At 71.6% G+C, this 26737-nt stretch carries 28 protein-coding genes; 16 read left to right on the top strand and 12 right to left on the bottom strand.

Annotation, left to right across the window (positions count from 1 at the left end):
• Nucleotides 1-184 precede the first annotated feature (184 nt).
• Genes ACIBI4_RS33805 through ACIBI4_RS33795 form a run of 3 tightly spaced genes read right to left on the bottom strand, consistent with a single transcriptional unit; the run spans nucleotide 185 to nucleotide 2732 of the window.
• Nucleotides 185-1081: a hypothetical protein gene (locus ACIBI4_RS33805; protein WP_399208056.1), complete on the bottom strand. Its 897-nt coding sequence runs from the start codon at nucleotides 1079-1081 to the stop codon at nucleotides 185-187.
• A complete protein-coding gene (locus tag ACIBI4_RS33800) occupies nucleotides 1078-1917 on the bottom strand; it encodes a hypothetical protein (RefSeq protein WP_399208055.1) in 840 nt (279 codons plus the stop codon). Before ACIBI4_RS33800 ends, ACIBI4_RS33805 begins: the two co-directional genes overlap by 4 nt.
• Nucleotides 1914-2732: a hypothetical protein gene (locus ACIBI4_RS33795; protein ID WP_399208054.1), complete on the bottom strand. Its 819-nt coding sequence runs from the start codon at nucleotides 2730-2732 to the stop codon at nucleotides 1914-1916. Before ACIBI4_RS33795 ends, ACIBI4_RS33800 begins: the two co-directional genes overlap by 4 nt.
• A 280-nt stretch (nucleotides 2733-3012) precedes the next feature.
• Here ACIBI4_RS33795 and ACIBI4_RS33790 point away from each other — a divergent pair, with 280 nt between their 5' ends.
• The gene (locus tag ACIBI4_RS33790; protein ID WP_399208053.1) at nucleotides 3013-3438 is read left to right on the top strand and encodes an SRPBCC domain-containing protein; all 426 of its coding nucleotides are present in this window, start codon (nucleotides 3013-3015) and stop codon (nucleotides 3436-3438) included.
• A 14-nt stretch (nucleotides 3439-3452) separates the two neighbouring features.
• On the opposite strand, the gene ACIBI4_RS33785 is transcribed toward ACIBI4_RS33790, so the two are convergent.
• The 4 genes from ACIBI4_RS33785 to ACIBI4_RS33770 form a co-directional block, all read right to left on the bottom strand.
• Nucleotides 3453-3719 (bottom strand): DUF3099 domain-containing protein, encoded by a 267-nt coding sequence (locus ACIBI4_RS33785; RefSeq protein WP_399208052.1) that lies wholly within the window; start codon nucleotides 3717-3719, stop codon nucleotides 3453-3455.
• 146 nt (nucleotides 3720-3865) lie between these two features.
• Nucleotides 3866-4153: a DUF1416 domain-containing protein gene (locus tag ACIBI4_RS33780; RefSeq protein ID WP_399208051.1), complete on the bottom strand. Its 288-nt coding sequence runs from the start codon at nucleotides 4151-4153 to the stop codon at nucleotides 3866-3868.
• 36 nt (nucleotides 4154-4189) lie between these two features.
• Entirely contained in the window at nucleotides 4190-5032 is an 843-nt protein-coding gene (locus ACIBI4_RS33775) for a sulfurtransferase (RefSeq protein WP_399208049.1), read from the bottom strand.
• 163 nt (nucleotides 5033-5195) lie between these two features.
• Nucleotides 5196-5279, bottom strand: a complete 84-nt coding sequence (locus tag ACIBI4_RS33770) for a putative leader peptide (protein WP_368858445.1) — start codon at nucleotides 5277-5279, stop codon at nucleotides 5196-5198.
• Nucleotides 5280-5559: 280 nt separating this feature from the next.
• Between ACIBI4_RS33770 and ACIBI4_RS33765 the strand changes: the two genes are divergently transcribed.
• From ACIBI4_RS33765 to ACIBI4_RS33755, 3 genes are all read left to right on the top strand, one after another.
• Nucleotides 5560-5814 carry a MoaD/ThiS family protein gene (locus ACIBI4_RS33765; RefSeq protein ID WP_399208048.1) on the top strand — a complete coding sequence of 85 codons (255 nt, stop codon included), beginning with the start codon at nucleotides 5560-5562 and terminating at the stop codon, nucleotides 5812-5814.
• A 10-nt stretch (nucleotides 5815-5824) separates the two neighbouring features.
• Nucleotides 5825-7153, top strand: a complete 1329-nt coding sequence (locus ACIBI4_RS33760) for a hypothetical protein (protein ID WP_399208047.1) — start codon at nucleotides 5825-5827, stop codon at nucleotides 7151-7153.
• 184 nt (nucleotides 7154-7337) lie between these two features.
• Nucleotides 7338-8078, top strand: coding sequence for a DUF2993 domain-containing protein (locus ACIBI4_RS33755; RefSeq protein ID WP_399208046.1), 741 nt, complete (start codon nucleotides 7338-7340; stop codon nucleotides 8076-8078).
• Here ACIBI4_RS33755 and ACIBI4_RS33750 read toward each other — a convergent pair.
• Nucleotides 8062-8964, bottom strand: a complete 903-nt coding sequence (locus tag ACIBI4_RS33750) for an alpha/beta hydrolase (RefSeq protein ID WP_399208045.1) — start codon at nucleotides 8962-8964, stop codon at nucleotides 8062-8064. The genes ACIBI4_RS33755 and ACIBI4_RS33750 overlap by 17 nt on opposite strands.
• A 243-nt stretch (nucleotides 8965-9207) precedes the next feature.
• On the opposite strand from ACIBI4_RS33750, the gene ACIBI4_RS33745 reads away from it, so the two are divergent.
• The 5 genes from ACIBI4_RS33745 (at nucleotide 9208) to ACIBI4_RS33725 (ending at nucleotide 14414) form a co-directional block, all read left to right on the top strand.
• Nucleotides 9208-10017: a winged-helix domain-containing protein gene (locus tag ACIBI4_RS33745; protein WP_399208044.1), complete on the top strand. Its 810-nt coding sequence runs from the start codon at nucleotides 9208-9210 to the stop codon at nucleotides 10015-10017.
• 24 nt (nucleotides 10018-10041) lie between these two features.
• Nucleotides 10042-11067: a LacI family DNA-binding transcriptional regulator gene (locus ACIBI4_RS33740; protein WP_399208043.1), complete on the top strand. Its 1026-nt coding sequence runs from the start codon at nucleotides 10042-10044 to the stop codon at nucleotides 11065-11067.
• Nucleotides 11068-11159: 92 nt separating this feature from the next.
• Nucleotides 11160-12221, top strand: coding sequence for a S1C family serine protease (locus ACIBI4_RS33735; protein ID WP_399208042.1), 1062 nt, complete (start codon nucleotides 11160-11162; stop codon nucleotides 12219-12221).
• Between the two features lie 73 nt (nucleotides 12222-12294).
• Entirely contained in the window at nucleotides 12295-13023 is a 729-nt protein-coding gene (locus tag ACIBI4_RS33730; protein WP_399208041.1) for a response regulator transcription factor, read from the top strand.
• Nucleotides 13020-14414, top strand: coding sequence for an ATP-binding protein (locus tag ACIBI4_RS33725; RefSeq protein WP_399208040.1), 1395 nt, complete (start codon nucleotides 13020-13022; stop codon nucleotides 14412-14414). The genes ACIBI4_RS33730 and ACIBI4_RS33725 overlap by 4 nt, the downstream gene beginning before the upstream one ends.
• On the opposite strand, the gene ACIBI4_RS33720 is transcribed toward ACIBI4_RS33725, so the two are convergent.
• Nucleotides 14411-16942, bottom strand: a complete 2532-nt coding sequence (locus ACIBI4_RS33720) for an FtsX-like permease family protein (RefSeq protein WP_399208039.1) — start codon at nucleotides 16940-16942, stop codon at nucleotides 14411-14413. The genes ACIBI4_RS33725 and ACIBI4_RS33720 overlap by 4 nt on opposite strands.
• On the bottom strand, nucleotides 16942-17757 hold the full coding sequence (locus tag ACIBI4_RS33715; RefSeq protein ID WP_399208038.1) for an ABC transporter ATP-binding protein: 816 nt from the start codon (nucleotides 17755-17757) through the stop codon (nucleotides 16942-16944). Before ACIBI4_RS33715 ends, ACIBI4_RS33720 begins: the two co-directional genes overlap by 1 nt.
• 108 nt (nucleotides 17758-17865) lie before the next feature.
• Here ACIBI4_RS33715 and ACIBI4_RS33710 point away from each other — a divergent pair, with 108 nt between their 5' ends.
• Nucleotides 17866-18852, top strand: coding sequence for a LuxR C-terminal-related transcriptional regulator (locus ACIBI4_RS33710; RefSeq protein ID WP_399208036.1), 987 nt, complete (start codon nucleotides 17866-17868; stop codon nucleotides 18850-18852).
• 23 nt (nucleotides 18853-18875) lie between these two features.
• On the opposite strand, the gene ACIBI4_RS33705 is transcribed toward ACIBI4_RS33710, so the two are convergent.
• Entirely contained in the window at nucleotides 18876-19793 is a 918-nt protein-coding gene (locus tag ACIBI4_RS33705; RefSeq protein ID WP_399208035.1) for a phosphatidylinositol-specific phospholipase C, read from the bottom strand.
• 243 nt (nucleotides 19794-20036) lie between these two features.
• Here ACIBI4_RS33705 and ACIBI4_RS33700 point away from each other — a divergent pair, with 243 nt between their 5' ends.
• Nucleotides 20037-20834 (top strand): alpha/beta fold hydrolase, encoded by a 798-nt coding sequence (locus tag ACIBI4_RS33700; protein ID WP_399208033.1) that lies wholly within the window; start codon nucleotides 20037-20039, stop codon nucleotides 20832-20834.
• 96 nt (nucleotides 20835-20930) lie between these two features.
• On the opposite strand, the gene ACIBI4_RS33695 is transcribed toward ACIBI4_RS33700, so the two are convergent.
• Nucleotides 20931-22748: a bifunctional metallophosphatase/5'-nucleotidase gene (locus ACIBI4_RS33695; RefSeq protein ID WP_399208032.1), complete on the bottom strand. Its 1818-nt coding sequence runs from the start codon at nucleotides 22746-22748 to the stop codon at nucleotides 20931-20933.
• Nucleotides 22749-22943: 195 nt separating this feature from the next.
• Here ACIBI4_RS33695 and ACIBI4_RS33690 point away from each other — a divergent pair, with 195 nt between their 5' ends.
• The 5 genes from ACIBI4_RS33690 (at nucleotide 22944) to ACIBI4_RS33670 (ending at nucleotide 26679) form a co-directional block, all read left to right on the top strand.
• Nucleotides 22944-23450 carry a cupin domain-containing protein gene (locus ACIBI4_RS33690; RefSeq protein ID WP_399208031.1) on the top strand — a complete coding sequence of 169 codons (507 nt, stop codon included), beginning with the start codon at nucleotides 22944-22946 and terminating at the stop codon, nucleotides 23448-23450.
• A gap of 64 nt (nucleotides 23451-23514) precedes the next feature.
• Nucleotides 23515-24432, top strand: coding sequence for a mycothiol synthase (mshD, locus tag ACIBI4_RS33685; RefSeq protein WP_399208030.1), 918 nt, complete (start codon nucleotides 23515-23517; stop codon nucleotides 24430-24432).
• Nucleotides 24433-24539: 107 nt separating this feature from the next.
• Nucleotides 24540-24953, top strand: coding sequence for a GntR family transcriptional regulator (locus tag ACIBI4_RS33680; RefSeq protein ID WP_399208029.1), 414 nt, complete (start codon nucleotides 24540-24542; stop codon nucleotides 24951-24953).
• Complete coding sequence (locus ACIBI4_RS33675; protein WP_399208028.1) at nucleotides 24950-25849, top strand: ABC transporter ATP-binding protein; 900 nt, start codon at nucleotides 24950-24952, stop codon at nucleotides 25847-25849. The genes ACIBI4_RS33680 and ACIBI4_RS33675 overlap by 4 nt, the downstream gene beginning before the upstream one ends.
• A complete protein-coding gene (locus ACIBI4_RS33670) occupies nucleotides 25846-26679 on the top strand; it encodes a hypothetical protein (protein ID WP_399208027.1) in 834 nt (277 codons plus the stop codon). The genes ACIBI4_RS33675 and ACIBI4_RS33670 overlap by 4 nt, the downstream gene beginning before the upstream one ends.
• Nucleotides 26680-26737: the final 58 nt, after the last annotated feature.

Here is a 26737-nt window from a genome sequence, read left to right as displayed (position 1 = left end):
GGCGAAGGCGAGAACGCCGACGCAGACCAGAACGAGCAGGGCTGAGAAGAATGCCTCAAGCACGGGGGTGCTCCTTGATGAGCGGGTGGGCGGTACGGGCCGGGCCCCAGCTTAATCGGCTGGGGCCCGGGGTTCTCTGTGAGGTGCGCCTACGCGGCGCCGTCTGGGCCAGGGGCCGTGTCCGTCAGTCCAGGAGCTGGGTCTGCAGGACGACGGTCTGATGGAAGGGGATGCGCTCGGCGCCGCCCTTCTTGGACTGGACGATGACTCCGAGGGTGTCGCCCGAGGCCAGATAGGCCACGCGGGCGTCACCCTTGCCCTCGGCCGCGTACACGTAGAGCTGGGTGCCCTCGGAGGTGTGCGGGTTCTCCCACTTCTCGTCGACGGCGGTGGACCCGATCCCGTCCAGTCCGGTGCCCACGTCGCCCGAAGGCGACAGGACGGAGTCCATGAAGCTGTCCGCGTAGCCCACGGACGGGAAGCGGACCAGGTGGACCGTGCTGTCGGTGCCGTCGGCCGCGGTCCAGGAGCGGCGCACGATCTCGCGTACGCCGTAGTCGCGCAGCCCGTTCGCGACGTCGCCGCGCGCCTCCTTCTCGTACAACTCGGCGAACTCGGCACCCTTGACCGCCTCGGCCTCCGTGTCGCCCTTCGCGCCCTCGGGCGCGGGCAGCATCAGATCGGTGAGGGCGGCGTGGTGGATCTCGCCCGGGTTGGCCTTGCCGAAGGGGCGCGGCTTGCCTTCGGGCAGTGCCAGGAGCTTGAGTTCCGGGTACACCCAGCGGCCGTCCTGCCGGGTCGCGAGTCCCGGCACATCGGTCCGCTCCATCGAGGTGATCCCGTACGCGCTCCCGGCCCCGAGCCCGCCGCACACCAGCACGACGAGCGTCCACCGCGCGACGGCCCGCAGGACCCGGCGGTCCTTGAGGGACGGCTTCGGCGGCGGGGGCTGCACCCACGTGGCCGGGCCCGCGGGCTCGACCTGCGTGATGCCGCCCCACTGCGCGGGGACGGCGGGCTGCGCCGGGGGTCCCGGCGCAGGGTACGGACCGCCCGCCGGCGGCAGGTTCTGGTCGCTCATACGTACTCCCCCGGCGATTTGATGTGGTCGAGTTGCTTCTTCACGAGCGCCGCGGCGTCGGACTTGCCGAGCGGCTTGGGTGCGTACGCGAAGACGTTGACGAAGATGCCGTCCACCTGTGCCGAGCAGTACAGGTCGTCGATCGGCTGATCCTTGGTGCCCGGCACCAGGGAGCACTTGGCGCTCGCATGGCCCTCGATCCGCGGGCCCTTCTTCACGCCGGGTGCGAACTTGAGCAGTTCGGTCATGAGGGTCTGCAGTTCACGCAGGCTCTTGCGGTCCTTGGCCTGCATGAGCGTGACCTCGACGACGAGGCCGGTCTGGCCGTCGACGTACGAGCGGCCGGCCACCCCCTGTACGCCGAACTTCTCGACGCGCTGGTTGAACTCCCGGCGCTGCTTGCCGGTCAGTCCACGGCCGGAAGCCTTGAGATCGGCGGTGGCCTGCTTGCCGCTGCGGGAGCTGTCGTTGCCGTACTCGTCGAGGTCGGGGCCGAGGCGGTAGCCCCCGGGCACCGGGAGCAGCTTCTTGGCGAGCTCTGTGTCGTGGCGGCCGCGGTGGACGTCGCCGGCCGGGTCCTTGCCGGGCTTGTGCTCGGCGCCCCAGTGCTCGGTCTTCACGGTCACATCGGCCTGGTCGACCGTGGACTTCACCTGGTATCCGGCGCCCGCGAGGCCGCCCAGGACCAGCACGGCGGGCAGCAGCACGGCGGCGGCCTTGCGCCCGCGCCCAGGCCGCTTGGGCTGCTCGGGGCCGGAGGTGAGGGCGTCGGGGGTGCCGAACGAGGGGCCGGGCGTGCCGTGGGAGGCGTCGGGCGTGCCGAAGGAGTCGTTCACAGCCGTCCCACCTGCTTCTCGATGAGCTTGCGGATCTCCGCCTCACCGATCGGCTTCGTGTCGAAGATGTGCACATCGATCATGACGTCACCGCGGTACGCGATGGCGCGGACCGCGTAGGCGGGCAGATAGCCCGGCTTGTTCTCCACCGGGTAGACGAAATAGCGGCCCTCGACACTGCCCTTGAAGGGCTTGCCGGGGTTGCCCGCGCCCCGGTTCGAGAGCGGCATGTACGACAGTTGCTGCGTCGCGTGCTCGATGGCGCCCTGCTGCCCGTCGGCCTGGAACTGCACGAGCCTGATGCCCGTCATCTTGTACGTGCCCTGCCGCCAGTCGGCTGCGGCGACCCGGCGGATCCCCATGGTGTTGAAGGCGAGCAGCATCTCGCCGGGCTCCTCGAACTCCCTGGCGTAGTCGCGCACGGACAGCCAGCTGTCGTCCGCGAGCGTTCCCCCCTCGAAGACCGACCGTGACAGAGCGCTCGCGCCCGACGGCTTGCGCACCAGGAGCTTGCGCAGATCGCCGTCGGCCTTGTGCTTGCCCGCCGCGTCCTTCGCGGTCTTCGACTCCTCGGCCGGATACCCCAGTTCCGGCTGCGCGAGCGCCGGCAGCGGCGTCGGCCCACGGTCCGCCTGGACCGTGTAGCCGTACACCGTGCCGCCCGCGACGCCGATCAGGGCCGCGCACAGGACCAGCAGGGTCGTCCGGCCCCGCTTGCGCTTCGGGCGTGCGGACGGTTCGCCGGGCGGCGGTGTCGGTGGTGGCTCTTCGGCGGCCGGCCGGTGCTCCGGCATCGGCGGTGCTGCGTTCTCCACGGTCCCCCCAGGGCTCACAGATTGGCGCGACATTCCCGATATACGCGGAAGTCGAAGCACCGATTCCGTATCGGCGCGCCCAGAAGACCCTTGGGATTCACCGGGAGTTGTACGGCCCCTGATAACGGTTCGGCCACCTCCTGACCTGCACGCCGATGCGGTGCCGATGGCCTGCAGATGGCCTGCCGATGAGTTTTCGCGGCGCCGCTCGTCTACCTGTCGTGAACACGGGCCAAGCGCCCACACACCGGAGAAACACCACTTGGAGAGGCATACAGCCATGAGCGAGCAGAACACCACCGGCTTCCCCTACACCGTCTCCCGCGAGATCACCGCCCCGGTCGCCCGCGTCTGGCAGGCGTACACGACCGCGGCCGAGTGGCCCGCGTGGTTCGGTGCGGTCGAGGGCACGGTGGAGATCGACGTACGGGACGGCGGTCCGTGGAAGGCCACGCTCGGGATGCCCGACGGCGGCCAGTTCCCGCTGACCGGCGAGTTCCGGGAGGTCGTGCCGGAGCAGAAGCTGGTGATCACGATGGACGTGCCCGGCGGGCCCGCCGAGGTCATGGAGCTCACCTTCGCCGCGCACGGCACGGGCTCGAAGGTCACGATCGACCAGACCTGCGCCACGCAGGAGGCCCATGACCAGGCACGCGAGGGCAGCGAGATGATCCTGGCCGGTCTGGCGGCGCACTGCGAGGCGTGAGGTCCGGGACCGGCCTACGAGGGCGGCGGCTTGCGCTTGCCGTCCAGTTCGTCCCACCACGTGTCGGACTCGGGGTCGCCGGAGGGATCGTCCCACCAGCGGTCCTCGGGTCCGCGGCGGTTGGCGACGATCGCCGCGGCCGGCGGGATCGCCATGGCGACCACGCACATCCCCACCGCCACGGGGACCGACCACAGCCGCACGACCGCCCAGGCCAGTACGAACAGGCCCAGGCACAGCCCCATCATGGCGAAGTAGACGTGCCGCCTCCGCGCGTACATACCTCCAGCGTAGACCCGGAAAAGCGGCCCGTGAGGGCACGCGAGGAAGCCGGAGGACCGCACCCGTTGCCTGGTAGCGTCCAACCCCCAGGGGTGCGGCCCTCCGGCCGTATGAGCTGCGGTGATGTCACCGCAGGGCGCGGTGGTCAGACCGCGATGGCGACCTCCGCGAGGCCTCCGGTCTGCGCCACGACCGTGCGGTCCGCGGTACCTCCGGGCACGAGCGCCCGCAGCGTCCACGTGCCCTCGGCCGCGTAGAACCGGAACTGTCCCGTGGCCGAGGTGGGCACCTCGGCGGTGAACTCGCCGGTCGAGTCGAGCAGTCGGACGTAACCGGTGACGGGCTCGCCGTCGCGGGTCACCTGGCCCTGGATGGTGGTCTCACCGGGCTTGATCGTGGCGGCGTCGGGGCCGCCCGCCTTCGCTCCGCACATAAGTCGCTGTCCTTAAGGGGTGGTTGGAGCAGGGGGTCAGTTGGCGCCGAGCTCGATCGGCACGCCGACGAGGGAGCCGTACTCGGTCCAGGAGCCGTCGTAGTTCTTGACGTTCTCGACACCGAGCAGCTCGTGCAGGACGAACCAGGTCAGGGCCGAGCGCTCGCCGATGCGGCAGTACGCGATGGTGTCCTTGGCGAGGTCCACCTGCTCGGCGGCGTACAGCTCCTTGAGCTGCTCGTCCGACTTGAAGGTGCCGTCGTCGTTGGCGTTCTTCGACCACGGGATGTTGCGGGCGGACGGGACGTGGCCCGGGCGCTGCGACTGCTCCTGCGGGAGGTGGGCCGGGGCGAGCAGCTTGCCGGAGAACTCGTCGGGCGAGCGCACGTCGACGAGGTTCTGCGAGCCGATCGCGGCGACGACGTCGTCACGGAAGGCGCGGATCGCGGTGTTCTGGGCCTTGGCCTTGTAGTCGGTGGCGGGGCGCTCGGGCACCTGCGCGCCGTCGACCAGGTCGCGGGAGTCGAGCTCCCACTTCTTGCGGCCGCCGTCGAGGAGCTTCACGTTCTCGTGGCCGTAGAGCTTGAAGTACCAGTAGGCGTACGAGGCGAACCAGTTGTTGTTGCCGCCGTAGAGCACGACGAGCGTGTCGTTGGCGATGCCCTTCGCGGAGAGCAGCTTCTCGAAGCCGGCCTGGTCGACGAAGTCGCGGCGGACCGGGTCCTGGAGGTCCTTCGTCCAGTCGATCCGGATGGCGTTCTTGATGTGGTTCTTCTCGTAGGCCGAGGTGTCCTCGTCGACCTCGACGATCGCGACGTTCGGGTTGTCGAGGTTGGCCTCGACCCAGTCGGCGTCCACCAGGACGTCGTTGCGGCTCATGTGCTGTCTCCTCCGGGGCAGTTGCGGCAGGGATGCGTTGCGTATGCGTCAGGGCGTGCAGAGTGCTGATGCGCGCACGGGCACGGGGTGACCCCGAGCCGTCACGGCTCAAGAGGTCCGGGGAATGCGGGGGTTGGGTGGCCGGGAAGGCCGGAGTGCCCGCTCAGACGGTGCGACAGAGCATGGCGGCGACGCGGCACAGGTCCACTGCCCGCCGCTTCGTGAGGTCCGCCGCCTGTTGCTTCATGAGGCCGATCGTAGGGACGTACCGGGCGCCGTGTCACCGGTCGTCCGTATTCTGATACGCGATCGTCCGGATCGTGGGATACGAGGAGGCTCGGGCCCGGCCCCATGGGCCCGCGCGCCCCCTGTAGCGCCCGTCACAGTCCTGCGGTGGACGGGTGCGTCTCGCAGAGCGGGACGCCAGGGGTTCCCGCGTGCGTACGGGCGGACGGGCCTCGCGCGTGCACCCGGAAAGGCTGCCCACTCGGACGCGGCATCATGGACGGAACCCGAGAGGAGGCCGCATGGCCACAGGCACCATCCGCTACTGGGCCGCAGCGAAGTCGGCAGCCGGCCTCGCCGAGGAGCCCTACGACGCCGAGACGCTGGCGGAAGCGCTGGCCGGAGCCAGGGAGCGACACCCCGGCGAACTCGTCCGCGTCCTGCAGCGATGCTCGTTCCTGATCGACGGCGACCCCGTCGGCACCCGCGGACATGAGACCGTACGCCTTGCCGAGGGCGGCACGGTCGAGGTGCTCCCGCCGTTCGCAGGAGGGTGACCCGTACACGATGAGCGACCAGCACAGTCAGGGTCCGTACGACCCGTACGACCCGTACGGGCAGCAGCAGGCGCAGCAGCCGGATCCGCAGTGGCCCACGGGCGCCGCCGGGTACGAGGAGGCGCAGCACACCCAGAGCTGGCAGGGCCAGACCTGGGACACCCAGACGCACCCGCACCTGCAGGGCGCGGCGGCCGACACGGCGTACCTCCCGCCGCAGCCCGCCGCTGACGCCTCCCCGCAGACCTTCGGCGGCCCGCTCCCTCCTGAGGCCCCGGCGCCGGAGCCCTACCCGCAGCAGTACGCGCCGCAGGGCACGGATCCGTACGGGCAGCAGGGCGCGGCGGACCCGTACGCGCAGCAGCACGCCCCGTACCCGTACGAGGAGCGTGCCGCGGACGCGTACGCCTACAGCGCGGCACCGCAGCAGACCTACGCGCCCGCGGAACCCCAGTCCACCGGACCGGCTCCGGCCGGCCAGGGCGGGCAGCCGGGCCAGGCGCCCGCCGCCCCGTCCGCCCCCGAGGGCGGCTCCGAGGGCGGCCCGGCCTACGGCCCCGCCACCATCGTCGGCAACACCCGCATCACGGACGCCCAGCGCGCCCGCGCCGAGGGACGTTCGCCGATCATCGCGCCGGGCATCCAGCCCGCCGGGATCACCGCGGCGATCGGTCTGCTGCTCGCGGGCGGCGCGGCGATCGGGCCGTACGCCCTGCTCGTGCCGCTGCTCGTGCTGCAGGCCCTGACGGCGGCGGGCTGGTTCCGGCTCAACGGGATGTGGCCCGCGCGCCAGGGCATCGCGCTGGCCTTCGCCGGCGCGCTCACCGCGGACGTCGTCCTGCTCGCCGTCGGCCGCGGGAACGCACCGGCCGCGATCATCGGCACGCTCGGTGTGTGGGTGCTCCTCACGCTGGTGCTGCAGCTCCGCTCGCACGCCGACCCCGACGACCGGATGCAGGGCCTGATGGCCACGGTCGCCTCGGCGGCCCTCGCGATCGTCGCCGCCGGTTTCCTCGGTGCGGCGCCGGACGCGGCGACGGTCGGCGGCCTCGCGGTCGCCGCCGCCACGCTCGCCCGTGCGCTGCCGCTGCCGGCGGCCGCGTCCGTGGTGGTCTCGCTGCTCGCGGCGGCCGGTGCGGGTGTCGCGGGCGGTGCGATGACCGGGCTCGGCACGGGCGGCGCGCTGCTCGGCGTCGGCGCGGGTGTCTGCGCGCTGGTCGGTCTGCGCGTGGCGAGCTACGACTACCCGTCGCGCTTCGTCCACATGACGGCGGGCGTCGCCCTGCCGCTCGCGGCGGCCGCGCCCGCGGTGTACCTGCTCGGACGGGTCGTCGGCTGAGCAACTCACCTCTCCGTCCACCACGCCGGGGCGCCGCTTCCCTCAATGGGGCGGCGCCCCGGCGCAGTTGTGAAACGGGGCACACCTGTTCGTCACAGCTGGTCGACAAGATCCGGATCGCCCGGCCCGGCCGCAAAGCACCGGGTTAGGCTCGCCGGAACGACACAGAGGCGGGGGCACGACCGTGCGCGGACTGCGAATAACACTGATCATCGCCGTGATCCTGGGCGGACTCTTCATCGCGGCCGACCGCATCGCCGTGGGCTTCGCCGAGGACGAGGCCGCGAGCAAGCTGAAGAGCAGCGAGGGCCTGGCCGAGACCCCGGACGTGTCCATCAACGGCTTCCCGTTCCTGACCCAGCTGATCGGCGGCGAGCTCGACGACGTGTCGATCGGCATCGACAACTACGACGCCCCCGCCGAAGGCGTCGAGGGCGGCCGGATCCGGATCGACGAGCTCGACGCCACCATGCGCGGCGTCGTCTTCTCCGACAGCTACAGCTCCGCGACCGCCGACAGCGCGGAGGGCTCGGCCCTCATCGCGTACGACGAGCTCCTGAAGGCCGCCAAGGTCGAGGACGCGCAGGTCGCTCCCGGGATGACGGCGAAGGTCGCGGGGCTCTCGCAGGGCGCGGGCGGCAAGATCAAGGTCGCCATCCAGGTCACCGCGTTCGGCAAGAAGCTCCCGCCGGTCGGCGTGACGAGCACGGTCACCGTCGAGAACGGCAACACGGTCTACGTGCACGCCGACGCGATCCCGAAGGTCGGCGGCATCTCGATAGCGGACCGCAAGATGCGCGAGATCACCGACTTCAAGCAGAAGATCGACGGGCTGCCCGCGGGCATCGACCTCAAGTCGGTCCAGGCGGCGGACCAGGGCGTGGAGATCGCGGTCACCGGCACGGAGGTCAAGCTGGTCGGCTGAGGCCGCCCTCGGGTCCGCCGAGCCCGCCCTCGGGTCCGCCGAGCCCGTCCTCGGTTCCGCCCAGCCCGCTTTCGGACCCGGCAGCCTGCGCCCACGCCCCGATCCGCGCGAGCAGCTCATCGCTCGCCGCGTGCTCCGCGTGCCCCATCCCGGGCTCCACCCACAGCTCCACGCCGGGTGCCGCCGAGGCCAGCATCCGGGGATGGTCGAGCGGGAAGTACGGGTCCCGGTCTCCGTGGACGACGAGCAGCGGGGCCGGGGCGATCAGCGGGACCGCCTCCGTCGGGGAGAGCGGGACCGGGTCCCAGTCCTCGGGATGGATCCGGGTGCCCAGGACGTGCCGGCCGACCGCGCGGCCCGTACGCCGGGTGATCAGCCAGCGCAGCCGCCGCATCGACGGCGTCCCCCGGTAGTACCAGCGGGCCGGAGCGCTCACGGCGACCACCGCGTCGGGGCGCGCTTCCGTGCGCCCCCCGTGCAGCGCGCCCTGGCGCAGGACCACCGAGCCGCCCATCGAGAAGCCGACGGTCACCACCCGCGGGCAGCCGAGGGTGCGGGCCCACTCGACCGCCGCGTCGAGGTCGAGGACCTCGCGGTCGCCGACCGTGGAGCGTCCGCCGGAGCGCCCGTGCCCACGGAACGAGAAGGTGATCACGGCCCCGAACTGCGCGAACGCGGTCGCGGCCCGTCGGACATGCGGCTTGAGCAGCTCGCCCGTGAAGCCGTGCGCCACCACGATCGCGAGGTCCGAGGGACCCTTGACGCAGGGCTCGTACGCCGCCTCGATGCGCACGCCGTCCGCCGTACGGAGCGTGGTGCGGCGCCTCCCGCGCGTGATCGGTAGCACAGAAGATCGCGCCGTTCGGCCTGCCGGAGGTGAACTCATGTGGGCTATTCTCCTTCCCAGAGGATCCGGGCAGCGAAGCCCCCGGGTCCTTTTGTGCTTTTCTGCAGGACCAGGGCGCGGGTCCCGCAAACAGGCACGCACAGCACGACCGAGCACGACCGAGCACCACCCAGCACCACCCAGCAGTGCCGTAAACGTCCTCGCAGGGACCGAGGAGGAACCAGACGTTATGGGCGAGCGAACCGAGCATCACCGTCATACGACCGAGGCGGGTGAGCGGCGATGAGTTCTCTGCTGCTCCTCACCAATGCCCTCCAGCCGTCGACGGAGGTGCTGCCCGCCCTCGGACTGCTGCTCCACAACGTGCGGGTGGCCCCCGCCGAGGGCCCGGCGCTCGTGGACACCCCGGGTGCCGATGTGATCCTCATCGACGGCCGCCGTGATCTGCCGCAGGTGCGCAGCCTGTGCCAGCTCCTGCGGTCCACCGGGCCCGGCTGCCCGCTGATCCTCGTGGTCACGGAGGGTGGCCTCGCGGCCGTCACCGCGGACTGGGGCATCGACGACGTGCTGCTCGACACCGCGGGCCCGGCCGAGGTCGAGGCCCGGATCCGGCTCGCGATGGGCAAGCAGAGCCTGACCGGTGACGATTCGCCGATGGAGATCCGCAACGGTGATCTCTCGGTGGACGAGGCGACCTACAGCGCGAAGCTCAAGGGCCGGGTCCTCGACCTCACCTTCAAGGAGTTCGAGCTCCTGAAGTACCTGGCACAGCACCCGGGCCGCGTCTTCACGCGCGCCCAGCTGCTCCAGGAGGTCTGGGGCTACGACTACTTCGGCGGTACGCGGACGGTCGATGTGCACGTACGACGGCTGCGCGCGAAGCTCGGACCGGAGCACGAGGCGCTGATCGGGACCGTGCGGAACGTCGGTTATCGCTTTGTTACGCCGGACAAGACGGACAAAGCAGATAAGGGCGAGCGCTCAGCGGAGGCCTCGGGACAGGCGGAGGCCGGTCGGGACAAGGGTTCCGACGGCGTCGGCAGCGCGTCCGGTGAGCGTACGGAAGCTGTCGTACGACCTGCCAAAAGGTGACTCTTCCCGCGTAGACTTCCGCGCGTGGCCAAGGTGACGCGAGACGATGTGGCGCGACTGGCGGGGACTTCGACCGCGGTCGTGAGCTACGTCATCAACAACGGACCCCGGCCGGTCGCCCCGGCCACGCGCGAGCGGGTGCTTGCCGCCATCAAGGAGCTGGGCTACCGCCCGGACCGGGTGGCGCAGGCGATGGCGTCCCGCCGTACGGATCTCATAGGCATGATCGTGCCGGACGCACGGCAGCCGTTCTTCGCCGAGATGGCGCACGCGGTCGAACAGGCCGCCGCCGAGCGCGGGAAAATGGTCCTCGTCGGCAACTCCGACTACCTCGACGACCGCGAGGTGCACTATCTGCGGGCCTTCCTCGGGATGCGGGTCTCCGGCCTGATCCTCGTCAGCCAGGGCCCGAGCGAACACGCCGCCACCGAGATCGACGCGTGGGACGCCCGCGTGGTGCTCCTGCACCGCCGTCCCGAGGCGCTCGACGACGTGGCCGTCGTCACGGACGACGTGGGCGGCGCCCAGCTCGCCACCCGTCACCTCCTCGACCACGGTCATCCTTACGTGGCCTGCCTCGGCGGCACCGAAGGCACCCCGGTCGTCGGCGACCCCGTCACCGACCACGTCGAGGGCTGGCGCCGGGCGATGCTGGAGGCCGGGATCTCCACCGAGGGCCGCCTCTTCCAGGCCCCGTACAACCGCTATGACGCGTACAAGGTCGCCCTGTCGCTGCTCGCCGGGCCCGACCGGCCGCCGGCGCTGGTGTGCGCCACGGACGACCAGGCGATCGGCGTGCTGCGCGCGGCGCGCGAGCTGCGTATCGACGTTCCCGGCGAGCTGGCCGTGGCGGGCTTCGACGACGTCAAGGAAGCGGGTCTCACGGACCCGCCGCTGACCACGGTCGCCTCGGACCGCCCGGCGATGGCCCGCGCGGCGGTCGACCTGGTGCTCGACGACGGCCTGCGGGTGGCGGGCTCGGGCAAGGAGCGGCTGAAGCAGTTCCCGGCGCGTCTCGTGGTCCGGCGGTCCTGCGGCTGCGAGTCCTGAACCCGCTCCTTTATTTCGGGCATACGGGGTTCTGCCGGGCTTCTCAGCAGGGACTCAGGAAGCTCTCATGATGCGCGGCGAAGCTCTGAGACATGACCGAGAGCTACCGCCAGAGCGGCCCCCACCCCGAGCAGCAGCCCTCCTACGACGGCACGGCGTACGGCACGGCGTACGGCACGACTCCCCCGGCGCAGGGCGCGTACCCGCCGCCCCCGCCGCACACCCCGGCCGCCGGCTGGGCCACGTACGCCGGTGAGCCCGCCGCGCACCCGGCGCCCGCGCACCGGAAGCGGGCCCGCGGCCCGGTGGCCGTGCTGGCCGCGGTCGCGCTGGTCGCCGCGGCCGTCGGCGGCGGGACCGCGTATGCCGCACAGGAGCTCTTCGGCGGCAGCACCGCCACCCCCACCGGCGTCAACGGCACCAACGCCGCCGCCGGCAGCAAGGGCAGCGTCGCCGGTGTGGCCAACGCGGTCAGTGACAGCATCGTCGAGATCCAGGCGAGCACCGGAAACGGCCAGTCCACCGGCTCGGGCGTGATCATCACCTCCGACGGCGAGATCATCACCAACAACCACGTGGTCGCGGGCGCCGGCCAGGTCCAGGTGAAGACGAACGACGGCAAGACGTACGACGCGAAGGTCGTCGGCACCGACAGCAAGAAGGACCTGGCACTCATCAAGCTGGAGAACGCCTCCGGCCTGAAGGCCGCCACACTCGGCGACTCCGACAAGGTCGGTGTCGGTGACGAGGTCGTCGCGATCGGCTCCCCCGAGGGCCTCACCGGCACCGTGACCAGCGGCATCATCTCCGCGCTCGACCGCGACGTGACGGTCTCCACCGAGGAGCAGCAGGCGCCGCAGGGCCGGGGCAACGACCAGTGGCCGTTCGAGTTCGGCGGCCAGGAGTTCAACGGCGACACCGGCTCGGACACCACCACGTACAAGGCCCTGCAGACCGACGCCTCGCTCAACCCCGGCAACTCCGGCGGCGCGCTCATCGACATGAACGGCCAGATCATCGGCATCAACTCGGCGATGTACTCCCCGAGCTCCTCCTCCGGCTCCAACGCCGGCAGCGTGGGCCTGGGCTTCGCGATCCCCGTCAACGACGTGAAGGCCGACCTGGACACGCTGCGCGGCGGGTCCACGACCTGACCATCCACCGCCCGACCGTGCGAGGCTGACGACAGCCCCGTCCGCTCTCCACCACCCCGAGGAACGACCACCGATGAGCCCCGCCGAAGGCGAACAGCAGCGCATCCTGATCGTCGACGACGAACCCGCCGTGCGCGAGGCGCTGCAGCGCAGCCTCGCGTTCGAGGGGTACGCCACCGAGGTGGCGGCCGATGGGGTCGAGGCCCTGGAGAAGGCCGCCGTCTTCGCGCCCGAGCTGGTGGTGCTCGACATCCAGATGCCCCGTATGGACGGTCTGACCGCCGCGCGGCGGCTGCGTTCCTCGGGTTCCACGACTCCGATCCTGATGCTCACGGCGCGGGACACGGTGGGTGACCGGGTCACGGGGCTCGACGCGGGTGCGGACGACTACCTCGTCAAGCCCTTCGAGCTCGACGAACTCTTCGCCCGCATCCGGGCGTTGCTGCGGCGCAGCTCGTATGCGGTGGCGGTGGGGTCCGATCAGGTCGACGACGACGTGCTGTCGTTCGCCGACCTGCGGATGAACCTCGCGACACGGGAGGTCGTACGGGGGTCGCGCCCCGTGGAGCTCACCCGCACCGAGTTCACGCTCCTGGAGATGTTCCTGGCCCACCCGCGCCAGGTCCTCACGCGCGAGCAGATCCTCAAGTCGGTCTGGGGCTTCGACTTCGAGCCCTCGTCCAACTCCCTCGACGTGTACGTGATGTACCTGAGGAGGAAGACGGAGGCCGGGGGTGAGCCGCGGTTGGTTCATACGGTGCGGGGTGTGGGGTATGCGTTGCGGGCGGGCGGGTCCGAGTGATCCGCAGGTTCCGCGCGCTGCCGTTGCGGTCGCGGTTGGCGTTGCTGGTGGCGGCGGCGGTCGCGGTCGCGGTGGCGGCCGTGTCGGTGGCCTGCTGGCTGCTGGCCCGTGAGCAGTTGCGCGACGAGCTCGACCGCTCCTTGCAGAGCATCAGCGTCAACGAGGGATATCTGGCAGCGACGGCCAGGAGCTGCACCGACCAGGAACGCAGGCTGCCGCCGACCGTCGGACCGCTCATCGCGTACGTACAGATCGTGCAGCCTGACGGCAGCCGCTGCGTCGCACCAGGTGCCAAAGCGGTGAAGGTGCAGGAAGGCGACCTCGAGGTCGCCCAACAACTGCGGAGCGAGGTCCTGCACGACGGAGTCACCGACAGCGGACAGGCCGTCCGGGTGTTCACCCACACCGACCCCGACACCGGCTACACCTACTCCGTCTCCCGCCCGCTCGCCGAGATCGACAGCTCGCTCAACCGACTGGCGCTGCTCCTCCTCGTCGTCGCCGGCATCGGCGTCCTCGGTGCCGGAGCAGCCGGCATGTGGGTGGCCCGGACCGGGCTCAAACCGGTCGACGACCTCACCGACACCGTCGAACACGTGGCCCGCACCGAGGACCTCACCGTCCGCATCCCCGCCGACGGCGACGACGAGATCGCCCGCCTCTCGCGTTCCTTCAACGCGATGACCGCCGCCCTGGAGAGCTCCCAGGAGCGCCAGGCCCAGCTGATCGCCGACGCCGGGCACGAACTCCGTACCCCCCTCACCTCCCTGCGTACGAACATCGAGCTGCTCGCCCGCAGCGAGGAGACCGGGCGGGCCATCCCGCCCGATGACCGCAAGGCGCTGCTCGCCAGTGTGAAGGCGCAGATGACCGAGCTGGCCGCGTTGATCGGCGACTTGCAGGAGCTGGCGAGGCCCGACACGGGGCAGGCCACCAAGGTCGAGGTCGTCGGCCTGCACAAGATCGCACAGTCCGCCGTCGACCGCGCCCGCCTGCGCGGCCCCGAGCTGCGGATCAGCACGGAGCTCGCGCCCTGGTACGTACGGGCCGATGCGGCCGCCCTGGAGCGGGCGATCGTCAACGTGCTGGACAACGCGGTCAAATTCAGCCCGCCCAGGGGCGCCGTCGAGATCACCCTCGACCGCGGCACCCTCACGGTCCGCGACCACGGCCCCGGGATCCCGGCCGACGAACTGCCGTATGTCTTCGACCGGTTCTGGCGCTCCCCCACCGCCCGTCAGCTCCCCGGCTCGGGTCTCGGTCTGTCGATCGTGGCGCGGACGGTGCAGCAGTGCGGCGGCGAGGTGACGCTCCGGGCGGCGGACGGCGGCGGCACGCTCGCGGTGGTGAAGCTGCCGGGGGCGCCGACACCACCGCCGGACGCCCCCTAGGGCCTGTCGCCGACTACTCCCGTACCGCCGTATCCCCCCCGCCGCGCCGCCCTCGCCGGCAGCGCGGTGGAGGCGAAGGCCACAAGCGCGGCCGCCGCGACCACGGCCAGGTAGGTCAGGGGCGGGGCGTACGGGGCGGAGGTCCCGGTCATGCCCAGGCTGTACGCCGTGAGCGTCGCGTACGCCACCGCCGTGCCCAGGCCGACCGCGAGCAGGGTCACGGTGAGTGTCTCCCAGCGGAGCATCGCGCGGAGCTGGCGGCCCGTCGTGCCGACCATGCGCAGCAGGGCGAACTCACGGCGGCGGGCGGAGGTCGCCATCACCAGGGTGTTGACCACGGCGATCCCGGTGAAGGCGATGATCAGTCCCATGGCGATGTAGTTGACCTGGGCCTGCGCCCCGTCCTGGGTGCGGCGGGCCGCCTCGGCCTGGGCGCGGTCCATGACGTGGACGGCCGGGAAGGCGCTCAGCGCGGCGGTCAGCCGCTCACGGTCCGGGGCTCCCGCGACGAGGACCGTGGAGGACAGCGGGTTGTCGACGTGGGCCGCGACGAGTTCGTGCGGGAGCAGCAAGTCGCCGAAGCCCAGGCCCCGTTCGTACACCGCGGCCACCGTCAGGTCCCGCCGCACGCCGTCGCCGAGCGTGACGGTCACCCGGTCGCCCGTCTTCGCGTTCCTCGTACGGGCCGCAAGATCGCTCAGCGCGACGGAACCCTCGTCCATCGCGGCCAGCGAGCCCGACGTGACGGCGGGGTCGAGGGTCGCGGGCAGATCGCGCCAACTCACTCCCTGTGCGGGGAACTTGTCCTGTCCGACCCGGACGGTGGTGCGGACGACCTCCGTGACGGTCGCCCCCGGCACCCGCTCCCGTACCGCCCGCGCCGCCGCGGACGGCACGCCGGGACCCGAGGCCGTCAGGACGTACGGGGCCTTCGTGCCCTGCACCGCCTGCTCCCCGGCCGCGTGACTCGACGTCGTCTGCGTGAACAGGATCGTCGAGGCCATCGCCACCGCCAGGCTCAGCGGGGTGACCACGGCCGCGAGCCGCCGTGCGTCGGTGCGGGTGTTCTGCGCGGCGAGGAAGCCGGCGGCCGGGGAGACGAGCCGGGTCACCCGGCCGAGGACCGCCGTCGCCGCCGTGGCGATCAGCGGGCCGAGGAGCGCGATGGCGGCCGCGGCGAGGATCACGGAGAAGAAGGTGACCGGGGTGGCCGCCGCCTCGGTCTCCAGACCGGACAGGACCAGGAGCAGGATCACATAGCCGGTCGCCGCGACGGCTCCGGCGACGATCCGTCCGGCGCCGGGCCGCCCGGGGGTGAGCGCCGCTTCGGCGAGCCCTTCGGTGGGCCGCACCCGGGACGGGCGCCGGGCGGCGACCCTGGCCGCGCCCCAGGCCGCGAGCAGCGTCGCGAGGACGGCGGCGAGCGGCGGGAACGGGCTCAGGGTGAGTTCGAGGGTGTCGGGCAGCGCGCCCACGTCCACGAACCGTCCGTGCATCCAGCTCGCCAGGAACAGTCCCGCGAAGGCGCCGGGCACCCCGGCAAGCAGCCCCACGGCCAGCGCCTCGCGGCCCACCATCCGGCGCAGCTGGCGCGGTGTCGCGCCGACGGCGCGCAGCAGGGCCAGTTCACGGGCGCGTTGCTGGATGGAGAGGGCGAAGGTGCCGGCGACGACGAGGAGGGCGACGAGCAGCGACGTACCGCCCATCGCGCCGCCCAGGGAGACGAGGCTGATCCGCGCCTTGCCGGCGTCGAGGAATTCGACCGGGCCGCGATCCGCGCCCGACCGCACCTTGAGAGAGGTGCCGGCGACCGCTTCGACCGCCTTCTGCTGTACGTCACTTACGTCGGCGTCCGGGGTGGTGAGCAGGCCGAGCGCGGCGGCCTGGCCCGGGTGCCGGGCCAGGCGGCGGGCTTCGTCCTGGCTGAAGAACAGCGTGGCCTGGCGGGCGAGGGCATCGCGGCCCGAGGGGGCAGCGATGCCGACCACGCGGTACGCGGCGGGGGCCTCCGTGGACTGCACGGTCACCTTGGCGCCGGGCCGCAGCCCGGAGCCCGCGTCGGCCACGATCTCGTCCGCCGCCGCCGGTGCGCGGCCCTCGCGCAGGGCGAAGGGGGTGAGGGGTGCCGAGGTCCAGGAGTGTCCCCACGAGGCTCCCTCGGAGAGCGGGCCGCGCTCGGTCACCACATGGGCGGGGAAAGTGAGTTCGGGGACGACCCGGCGTACGCCCGGGATGCCGGCGAGCTGCTTGAGGACGCCGGGGTCCGCGTCCAGCCACGCGCGTTCCGTGAGCGGCTTGGACTTCTCCTTCGTCTTGCCCTTCTTCTCCTTCGTCCAGTGCACCTCCTGGTCGGCGGTGACGAGGACGGGCGTGCCCGCGTACCGCTCGACGGGGATCTTCCCGCGCAGTCCGGTCTCCAGAAGCGACCCGCACGCGGTGACCAGGGCGGCCGCACACAGCAGCGCCACGAAAGCGCCGGCGAAGGCTCCCTTGCGGGCCCGCAGTGTGCTCAGTGCCAGCGTCAGCATCAGGCCCACGCTCCCAGGCGGCTCATCCGGTCGGCCACGCGCTCCACGGTCGGGGCGGCCATCCGGTCGACGATCTCGCCGTCGGCGAGGAAGAGGACGGCGTCGGCGTACGCGGCCGCCACCGGGTCGTGCGTGACCATCACGACGGTCTGGCCGAGTCCGTCCACGGTCTGCCGGAGCAGACCGAGGACCTCCTTGGCGGTCATGGTGTCCAGGGCGCCGGTCGGCTCGTCGCCGAAGACGACCTCGGGCCGCGTGACGAGGGCGCGGGCGATGGCCACGCGCTGCTGCTGGCCGCCGGAGAGTTCGGCGGGGCGGCGGCCGGTGCGGCCGCTCAGGCCCACCTGGTCGACGATCTGCGCCAGCCAGGCCGCGTCGGCCCGGCGTCCGGCCAGGCGCAGCGGGAGCGTGATGTTCTGCTCGACGGTCAGCGAAGGCAGCAGGTTGAACGCCTGGAAGACGAAGCCGATCCGGTCCCGGCGCATCCGGGTCAGCGCGTTCTCGTCGAGACCGCTCAACTCCTGTTCCCCGAGCGTCACGCGGCCGCCGCTGGGCCGGTCGAGGCCCGCCGCGCAGTGCAGGAACGTCGACTTGCCGGAGCCCGACGGGCCCATCACGGCGGTGAACGTGCCGCGCGGGATGGCGATGTCGACGCCGCGCAGGGCGTGCACCGCGCTCTCGCCGCGGCCGTACACCTTGGTCACGGCGTCGAGCCGGACCGCGAGATCCAGGCCGGCGGTACGGGGCGTTGCGGTCGGGTGGGCGGAGGGCGCGGCCGCCTTGTCGCGGCCTGCGGAAGTGAAGATCCTTGGCATGAATTCAGCGTGCTGCGCGGCCGGACGTTGCTCTACTGTCAGAAAGGGCAGCGCCTGTCACCTTGCTGCCACGCAGCATGTCAACGGGGTTGTCCGCATGGGGGATTGATGAGCCTCACCGCTGTCGGCGTGTCCGACGACCACCTGCGTCTGTACCGGCACTTCCTGCGCAACCCCGAGCAGGGCGCCGAGGCCGCGGGCGGTGCGCTCGGCTGGGACCGGGACACGGTGGACGAGGGCCTCGAGGTGCTCCAGTCGTACAGCCTGATCCGGCTCTCCAGCCGCCGTACCGTCCTCGTCTCCGATCCTTCGGTTGCCGTGGAGTGGCTGGTGGAGCGGCGGCTCGGCGAGCTCAAGTCCGCCACCGACCAGGTCCTGTCCGTACGCGCCGTCATCGCCTCGCTCACCGAGGACCACAAGCAGGGCGCGCAGCAATCGCCGAGCAGCGAGATCGAGCGCGTCGACGGCATGGACCCGATCCGCGAACGCCTCACCGACCTGGCCTTCTTCACCTTCCGCGAGTACGTGTCGCTGCTGCCGGCGCCCTGGCACGCGAGCAGCATCGAGATCGCCCGCGAGTCCGATCTGCGGATGCTGCGCCGCGGCATCCGCTGGCGCACGGTGGCCACGCCCAAGGCGCTCGCCGATCCGGGCACCCTCGCCTATCTGCGCGAACTCGCCGCTCTCGGCGGTGAGGTGCGCCGTACCGAGCAGGCGATCCGGCGGATGGCGGTCTGGGACCACGCCGTGGCGATGGTGCCGGTCGATCCCGACGACCATTACGAGGCGGCCCTTGTCGTCCGTCAGCCGGGCGTGGTGGCCAACACCGTCGCCTGGTTCGAGCAGGTCTGGGACACGGCCGGGGAACTGCCCGCCGACGACGGCCCGGCATCGGCTGGGCGGCCCGCGCTGTCCGCGACGGAACGCAAAGTCCTCGACGCCCTCGCCCGTATGGACAAGGACGAGGCGGCCGCCCGTGAACTGGGCGTCTCCCTGCGCACGTTCCGCCGCTATGTCGCCGACCTCATGCTGCGCCTGGGCGCGGCCAACCGCTTCCAGGCGGGACTGCTCGCGAAGGAGCGGGGCTGGATCTGAGCCCTCGAACCGGGCGGCGCGCCTCAGGGATTGTGGGCGAGCACCGCCTCGAGCAGTCCGCCCGTCGCGTTCGGGAAGTCCATGGGGACGATCCCGAGCCCGGTCCACCCGGCGGACTCGCCGCTGTTCAGGAAGTCCCTGACCTGCGGGTTGAGCCGGTCCGCGTTCCAGTCGGGCGGCAGGCCCGCCGCCGTGCTGGCGAAGTTGATGTACTGCGGTCCTGGTGCGGCGGCCGCGCGCCGGAAGTGGTCGCGGATCTTGGGCCACTTGCCGAAGGGTTCGGCGTTGTAGTCGTCCTGGATCGCGAACGTGGACGAATTCCAGCGGATGCCTCCGGGCAGCCCGCCGTTGTCGGCGATGAGCACGACCTTGCCGCGGGCCGCGCCGAGCGCCGGATACGTATCGCCGATGTGGAAGAGCGAGCGCCAGCCGCGCGTGCCGAGATAGTCGTCGAACACGGCCCTGAACTCGGCGTCCCCCACCTCCGAGTACTCCTGCTTGACCCGCATCAGGACGGTCTCGCGCGGGTGCGCGGCGAGGAAGTCACGGCAGGCGATGAGGACGTCGCCGAACATCAGGTTCTGGAAGAACGCCCCGTGGTGGATGGCGTACGAGCCGCCGGTGACGCGGCAGCGGATGTCCAGGAAGCGGACGCCGGCGGCCAGTTGCTCGGCGATCGTCCAGGTCTGGCACTCCACCCACAGGCCGCCGAAGCGGGCGCCGGAGTCGTGGGTGCCGGGGATCGTGAGGCGCTGCAGGGCGGTGCCGTCCGCGATGCCGCCCATCCAGTCGGCCGGCGCGGCGGCGCGGGCGGCGGACGAGGAGGCGGCCCGCGCGGTCCCGGCTCCCGCGTAAGCGAGCAGTCCGGCGGCGGTCGCTCCCGCCGCTCCGCGCAGGAGGCCGCGTCGGCCGAGGGGGGTGTGGGGGGTGTCGATCGTCATGGTCCGCAGTGAAGCGTGCGGGCCGCCAAGTCGATAGAGGCGCAGGTGACTTGTGTTGTGAAGGCGGTGGTGCTTCGGTGCCGGGCACGCACTCGGGGGAAGGCGGAAGCGCCTTCCGCATGCGTCTTATACAAACGTCTTGTACAACCGTTTAAGACATGCGTATAGTTCCTGCTGTCGGGACGGAGCCCGGCACACCGACCGCCACCCGCCCAACAGCCCAACAGCCCAAGGAGCATCACCATGACCGCAACCACCAGCTCGCCGTTCACCCGCTCCTTCCTCGACCTGGGCGGGCGCCGGCTGTCCTACCTGGACTCCGGGGGCACGGGCCGCCCGCTGCTCGCCCTGCACGGCCACCTCGCGGAGGGCGCCTCGTTCACCTCGCTCGCCGTCGAACTCGGCCCGGACTGGCGGGTGATAGCCCCCGACCAGCGCGGGCACGGCGACTCGGACCGGACCGCGGACTACGACCGTGACGGATATGTCGACGACCTGATCGCGCTGCTCGAGCACCTCGCGCCCGGCCCGGTGGTCGCGCTCGGGCACTCGCTCGGCGGGATCAACCTGATGTATCTGACGGCCCACAGGCCCGACCTCGTCGCCGCGTTCGTCAACGTGGACTCCCCCGTGGTGATGCCGGACGGACCGAGCGCGCTCTCCTTCGTCCTCGGCTTCCCCTACACCGCCGCCACCCGCGAGGAGCTGATCGAGGCCATCGGGCCGCTCGGCCCGATGGTCGCCCGCGGTCTGCGCCAACTCCCCGACGGCACCTGGCGGCTGCCGTTCCACCCGCAGGACACGGTGGACTCGGAAAACGGCGTGCACGGCGCGCACTGGGACGCCTGGACCGGCAGCGCCCTGCCCACGCTCCTGATCAACGGCCGCAAGAGCCAGGCCCTGCCCGGCGAGCTGGCCGAGGAGATGGCCGCGCACCGCCCGCACACCACGCTCGTCCGCCTGGACACCGACCACTTCGTACAGGCGAAGGACCCCGAAGGCTTCCACCGGGCGGTACGGGAGTTCCTGGCCGGCCTGTGAACCGGACGGTGCGCCGGCCGCGAGCCGACGCGTGAACCGGAACGCGAACGGGGCCCGGGGCGAACATGCCCCGGGCCCCGCCTCGTCCGTACCGTCCTACTTCACGACCGTGATCCGGTCCGCCGCCGGCACCGGATACGGCGTCGCGGCCGAGGAGTTGGCCTTCAGGTACTCCTCGAAGGCCAGCAGGTCGTCACCGCCGACCAGCGGGTTCGCACCCTTGCCGAGCTCGGCGTAGCCGTCGCCGCCGCCCGCCAGGAACTGGTTGAGCGCGACACGGTAGGTGGCGTTCGGGTCGAGCGCCTCGCCGTTGAGCTTGATGGAGTCGACGACGACACGGTCCGCGCCCGCCTTCGTCAGGTCGAGCGTGTACGTCAGGCCCTTGGAGATCTGCAGGATCCGCGGGGAGGCCTCGTTGACGCCGGTGACCTGCTGCTGCAGCGCGGTGATCAGCTGCGAGCCCTTGAGGTCGATCAGATTGACCGTGTTGCCGAACGGCTGGACCGTGAAGGCCTCGCCGTACGTCACCACCCCGTCGCCCTCGGCGCCGCTCGCCTTGTGGACGAGGTCGGAGCGGATGCCGCCGGAGTTCATCAGCGCCAAGTCGGTCCCGGGATCGAGGGTCTTGGCGTACGCGAGCTGCGCGTCGGCGATCAGGTCGCCGAGCGGGGTCTCGGGCGTGGTGGCGCCGCGGCCCGGGATGTCACCGGCGATGTAGCCGACCGGGCGGTTGGCGATCGGCGCGGCCAGCGTGCCCCAGCGCTTGATGAGCTCGCTCATGTCCGCGGCCTTGGTGACGTCACGGCTGACGACGTGGTTCGCGGACGTGGCCGACTTCACCGACGTACGGACGATGTCCTTGCTGCGGCGGTCGTACGTCAGCGTGGTGTCGGTGTAAGCCTTGCCGAAGGAGGAGGCCGACGTGACCATACGCGGCTTGCCCGAGGGGTCCGGGATGGTGCAGACGTACGCCTCGTGCGTGTGGCCGGTGACCATCGCGTCGACCTTGGACGTGACACCCTTGGCGATGTCGGTGATCGGCCCGGAGATGCCGTCGCCGGCGCCCGGGCTGTCGCAGTCGTAGTTGTACGCGGGCGACGCGGGCTCGCCGCCCTCGTGGATCAGGGCCACGATGGACTTGACGCCCTTGCGGTCCAGTTCCTTCGCGTACTTGTTGATCGTCTCGATCTCGTCGTGGAACTTCAGGCCCTTGACGCCCTCGGCGGTGACGACGTCCGGGGTGCCCTCCAGGGTCACCCCGATGAAGCCGATCTTGACGCCCTTCTTCTTCCAGACCGTGTACGGCTTGAGGATCGGCTTGCCGGTCTTCTCGTCCGTCACATTGGCGGCGAGGTAGGGGAAGTCGGCGCCGCCGAACTCCTTGCCCTCCTCGTAGCAGCCCTCTTCGGCGTGGCAGCCGCCGTTCTGCATACGGGCGAGCTCCGCGCGGCCCTCGTCGAACTCGTGGTTGCCGACGGAGGAGACGTCGAGGTCGAGCTTGTTCAGGGCCTCGACGGTGGGCTCGTCGTGGAACAGACCCGACAGCATCGGGGAGCCGCCGATCATGTCGCCGGCCGCGGCGGTGACGGAGTACTTGTTGCCCTTGCGGGCCTCGCGCAGATGCGTGGCGAGGTACTCGACGCCACCCGCGTCGATCTGCTTCTCGGTGCCGTCCGGCTGCCGTTCGGTGACCCGGCCCGAGGAGCCCGCCGGGGGCTCCAGGTTGCCGTGGAAGTCGTTGAACGACAGGAGCTGTACGTCGACGGTGCCCTTCTTGCCGCCGCCCGGGCCCTTGCCGTCGGAGCTCTGCGCGCCCGCGGGCAGCGCGGCCGCGACGGTCGCGGCCGCCGCGACCGCCGTCACTCCGGCGATCAACCGACGGCGTGCACGGTGGCGTTGTGGTGTCTGTGACATCTCGTCCCCTCTGTGAAGCAGTGGCCGCAGCCTAGAGTCAACGCGCGTAGCGCGACAGAGGGTTGCGGGTTACGAGTGGGCTACTTACGGGTAGCCGGGGCGCGGGAAACCTCCCGGACCGCTCCGAATTGACCCCGTACAACGGCCGCGAATTGCACCCTGTGCAGGGTCTTTCCGGCCCGTAGTCTCGTTCTCATGAACACGAACACGACGCCGCAGAACACCGTGAAGCCCCTGCTCACCCGGGCCGCCGACGCCGAGACCACCAGCGACCCGAGCGCCGTGATGACCCTCCTCGCCGACTTCGGCACCGACGGCAGCCCGGTCACCTCCTACCGGTCGGCGTTCGCCGAGGGAGCCGTCGGCGCGCCGTCCCACTTCCACACCCGCGCCTCCGAGCTGTTCTTCGTCATCGGCGGCCGCCTCCGCGTCCTCGTCGACGACAAGGTCGAGGTCCTGGAGGCCGGCGACTTCCTCCACGTACCGCCGCACACCCCGCACGCGTTCGCGGCGGCGCCCGGCTCCACCGCCGACGTCCTCTTCGTCTTCACACCGGGCATGCCGCGCTTCGACTACCTGCGGCTGCTCGGCCGCGTCCTGCGCGGCGAGGCGAGCCCGCAGGAGATCAAGGACTCCTCGGAGCTGTACGACAACCACTACGTGGACAGCCCCGCGTGGCGTGCCGAACTGGAAGCCCGCTGAAGCGCTGCCGCACGGGCACGCCGCCGGACCGCTGCGGCGCGCCCCGGCGCCGTACGCTCAAGGCATGACTGACGCAGCCACGCCGCCCACGCGTTCCCTGGAGACCCTGGACGCCCTCACGCCCGAGCAGACCGAAGCGGTCACTCAGCTGCTCGCCGAGGCCGCACGGACCGACGGCCAGCCCGCCGTCTCCGAGCAGGGCAGGCTGCAGCTGCGCGGCGGGCCGCGCGAAGGGGTGCGGCATCTGCTGCTGCTCTCCGGGGGTGAACTGGTCGGCTACGCACAGCTGGAGGACACCGACCCGGTCGAGGCGCCGGCCGGTGAACTGGTCGTGCACCCCGCCCACCGCGGCCGCGGGCACGGCCGGGTGCTCGGGCAGGCGCTGCTCGCGGCGACGGGCAAGCGGCTGCGGGTGTGGGCGCACGGCGGACACGCCGCGGCCCGCCATCTCGCGCAGCTCCTCGGTCTGACGCTGTTCCGCGAACTGCGCCAGATGCGCCGCTCGCTGGACCCCTCCGCCTTCGCGGAACCGGTCCTTCCGCCCGGGGTCACGATCCGTTCCTTCGTCCCCGGCCAGGACGACGAGGCCTGGCTCCGCGTCAACGCGGAGGCCTTCGCCCACCACCCCGAGCAGGGCTCCCTCACCCAGCGCGATCTCGACGACCGCATGGCCGAGCCGTGGTTCGACCCGGCCGGCTTCTTCCTCGCGTTCCGCGACGGCGAGCTGATCGGCTTCCACTGGACGAAGGTGCACGCGCAGGAGCAGCTCGGCGAGGTGTACGTGGTCGGCGTACGCCCCGGCGCCCAGGGCGGCGGCCTCGGCAAGGCGCTCACCACGATCGGCCTGCGCCATCTCGCGGCCGCGGGTCTGCCCACCGTGATGCTCTACGTGGACGCCGACAACAAGGCGGCGGTCTCCGTGTACGAGCGCCTCGGCTTCTCCACGTACGAAACGGACTTGATGTACCGCACCGAGTCATAACCCTCGTCCCGAACGAGCGTCAACTCCCTTGGGGGCCGCGCCTATTGACGCGGCCCCCTTTCTGCATCACCCTTCCACTACTTGAATAGTGAAAGGGGGTTGGGAGCGTGTTCGCGTACCGGATCGACCGGCGCAGCGGTGTGGCCACGTATGTGCAGATCGTCCAGCAGACGAAGCAGGCGCTGCGGCTCGGACTGCTCGATGTCGGCGACCAACTGCCCACCGCCCGCGAGGTGGTGGCCGCGACGGCGATCAACCCCAACACCGTGCTCAAGGCGTACCGCGAGCTGGAACGTGAGGGCCTGGTCGAGGCCCGGCGCGGCCAGGGCACGTTCGTACGGCAGGCGCTGGGCCGCGCGGACCACGACGGGCTGCGCACGGGCCTGGCCGAATGGGCGTCCCGCGCCCGCGCCGAAGGGCTGGAGCGCGAGGACGCGCTCGCCCTGGTGACCGCCGTACTCGACGAGCACTTTCCGCAGGAACCGGAACAGAAGCAGGGGCGCGAGGGGGAGTCCGGATGAGCGGTCAGGAATGGGCGATGGAGGCCGCCGGCCTCACGATGCGCTACGGGCGCAGGCGGGCCCCCGTACTCGACGACTGCGGCTTCACGGTGCCCACCGGCCGCGTCTGCGGTCTGGTCGGCCCGAACGGGGCGGGCAAGTCGACGCTGCTCGCGCTGGCGGCGGGGCTGATACGGCCGTCCGCCGGCACGCTCCGAGTGCTCGGAGCGGCTCCGCCCGGCAGCCGCGCCGACGTCGCGTACGTCGCGCAGACGAAGCCGCTGCCCGCTCAGCTGACGGTGGCGGCGGTGCTGCGGCTCGGGGCGGAGCTCAACCGTTCCCCGGGACGGTGGTCCGCCTCGGCCGCGGAGACGATCGCGTACGAACACGGAGGGCTCGACCCCCGTTCCCGTATCCGCTCCCTCTCCGGCGGACAGCGCACGCGGGTCGCCCTCGCGCTGGCCTTCGGCAAACGGTCCCGCCTGATGCTGCTCGACGAGCCCATGGCGGATCTGGACCCTGTGGCACGAGGCCAGTTGATGGGCGCGCTGATGGCGGAGGCGGCCGAGCACGGCACGACGATCGTGATGTCCTCGCATGTCCTGCCCGAACTGGAGGGCACCTGCGATCACTTGGTGCTGCTGCGGTCCGGCCGGGTGCGGCTCGCGGCGCCCGTCGACGAGCTGGTGTCCTCGCATGTGCTGCTCACCGGGACGGGGACGCTCGACGGCTGCGACGTCGTGGAGCGGCGCGCGGCGGGGCGGGGTGCGACGGCGCTCGTACGCCGGGGAGCGTCCCTCCCCCGGGGCTGGGAGGCGGCGGAGCCGTCCCTGGAGGAGGTCGTCCTTGCTCACCTGAGGACACCCGGTCCGGCTGTCCCGGCCGGACCGACCGCGCCCGAGGAGGCCACCGCATGAGCGCGCTCGCTTTCGCACCCCGAGGGCTGACGTGGGCGTTCGTCCGCCTGCACCGGATCGGGCTGCTGGCCTGGATCGTCTACCTCTCGGTCCTGACCGGGTACCTGGTCAGGGACTACTTCTGGGTGCGCAGTCCGGTGAGCACGGCGGACTGCGTCGCGGGCGGCGGGCGGCTCGGAGCGGACGGCGTCTGCACCGGCGGCCCGTTCCACGGCTCGCTGTACCTCGACGTCATCACCTGGCAGATCGCCTGGCTCCCGTTCGCCTTCGGGGTGTACGCCGCCGGTGCGCTCATCGCCCGCGAACTGGAGACCGGCACCGCGGCCCTCGCCTGGACCCAGTCGGCGTCACCCGCCCGCTGGCTGGCCGCCAAGCTCGCCCTGCCCGCCGCCCTGCTCACCGCCGGCATGACCCTGCTCGTCCTGCTCGTGCGGTGGGTCGACACGGCCGGCACCGAACCGGGCCACACGGAACTCGACTGGACGTACCCGGACCACTATCTCTCCCTGGGCCCGACCGGGGTCGCGTACGCCCTGTGCGCCCTGGCCGTCGGCGCGCTCGCGGGGCTCGTCGTCCGCCGCTCCCTCGGCGCGATGGCCGTGGCACTCGCCGCCACCCTCGTCGTCAACGACCTCGGCAACCGCGTGCGGGGGCAACTGTGGACCGACGAGGCCTGGGGCCTGAAGCTCCTGTGGTCCGAGGACGGCATCGGCGACCGGCCCGCTGCCGACTTCTGGCCCATGCAGCTCATCGAGACCGGCCTCGTCCTCACCCTCACCGCAGCCCTCACCGCCACCGCCTTCTGGCTCCTGAGGCGCCGTACGCCCTAGGAGGGGGAGCGCGTACGGCACCGGCGGCCCCGGGGGAAAGCGAACCCCCGGGGTCGCC

The organism is Streptomyces sp. NPDC050418 (assembly GCF_044458745.1).
In the GTDB taxonomy this organism is placed as follows: Bacteria; Actinomycetota; Actinomycetes; order Streptomycetales; family Streptomycetaceae; genus Streptomyces.
The sequence above is the reverse complement of the archived record's forward strand: the minus strand, read 5'-3'. Positions and strand labels throughout refer to the sequence as shown.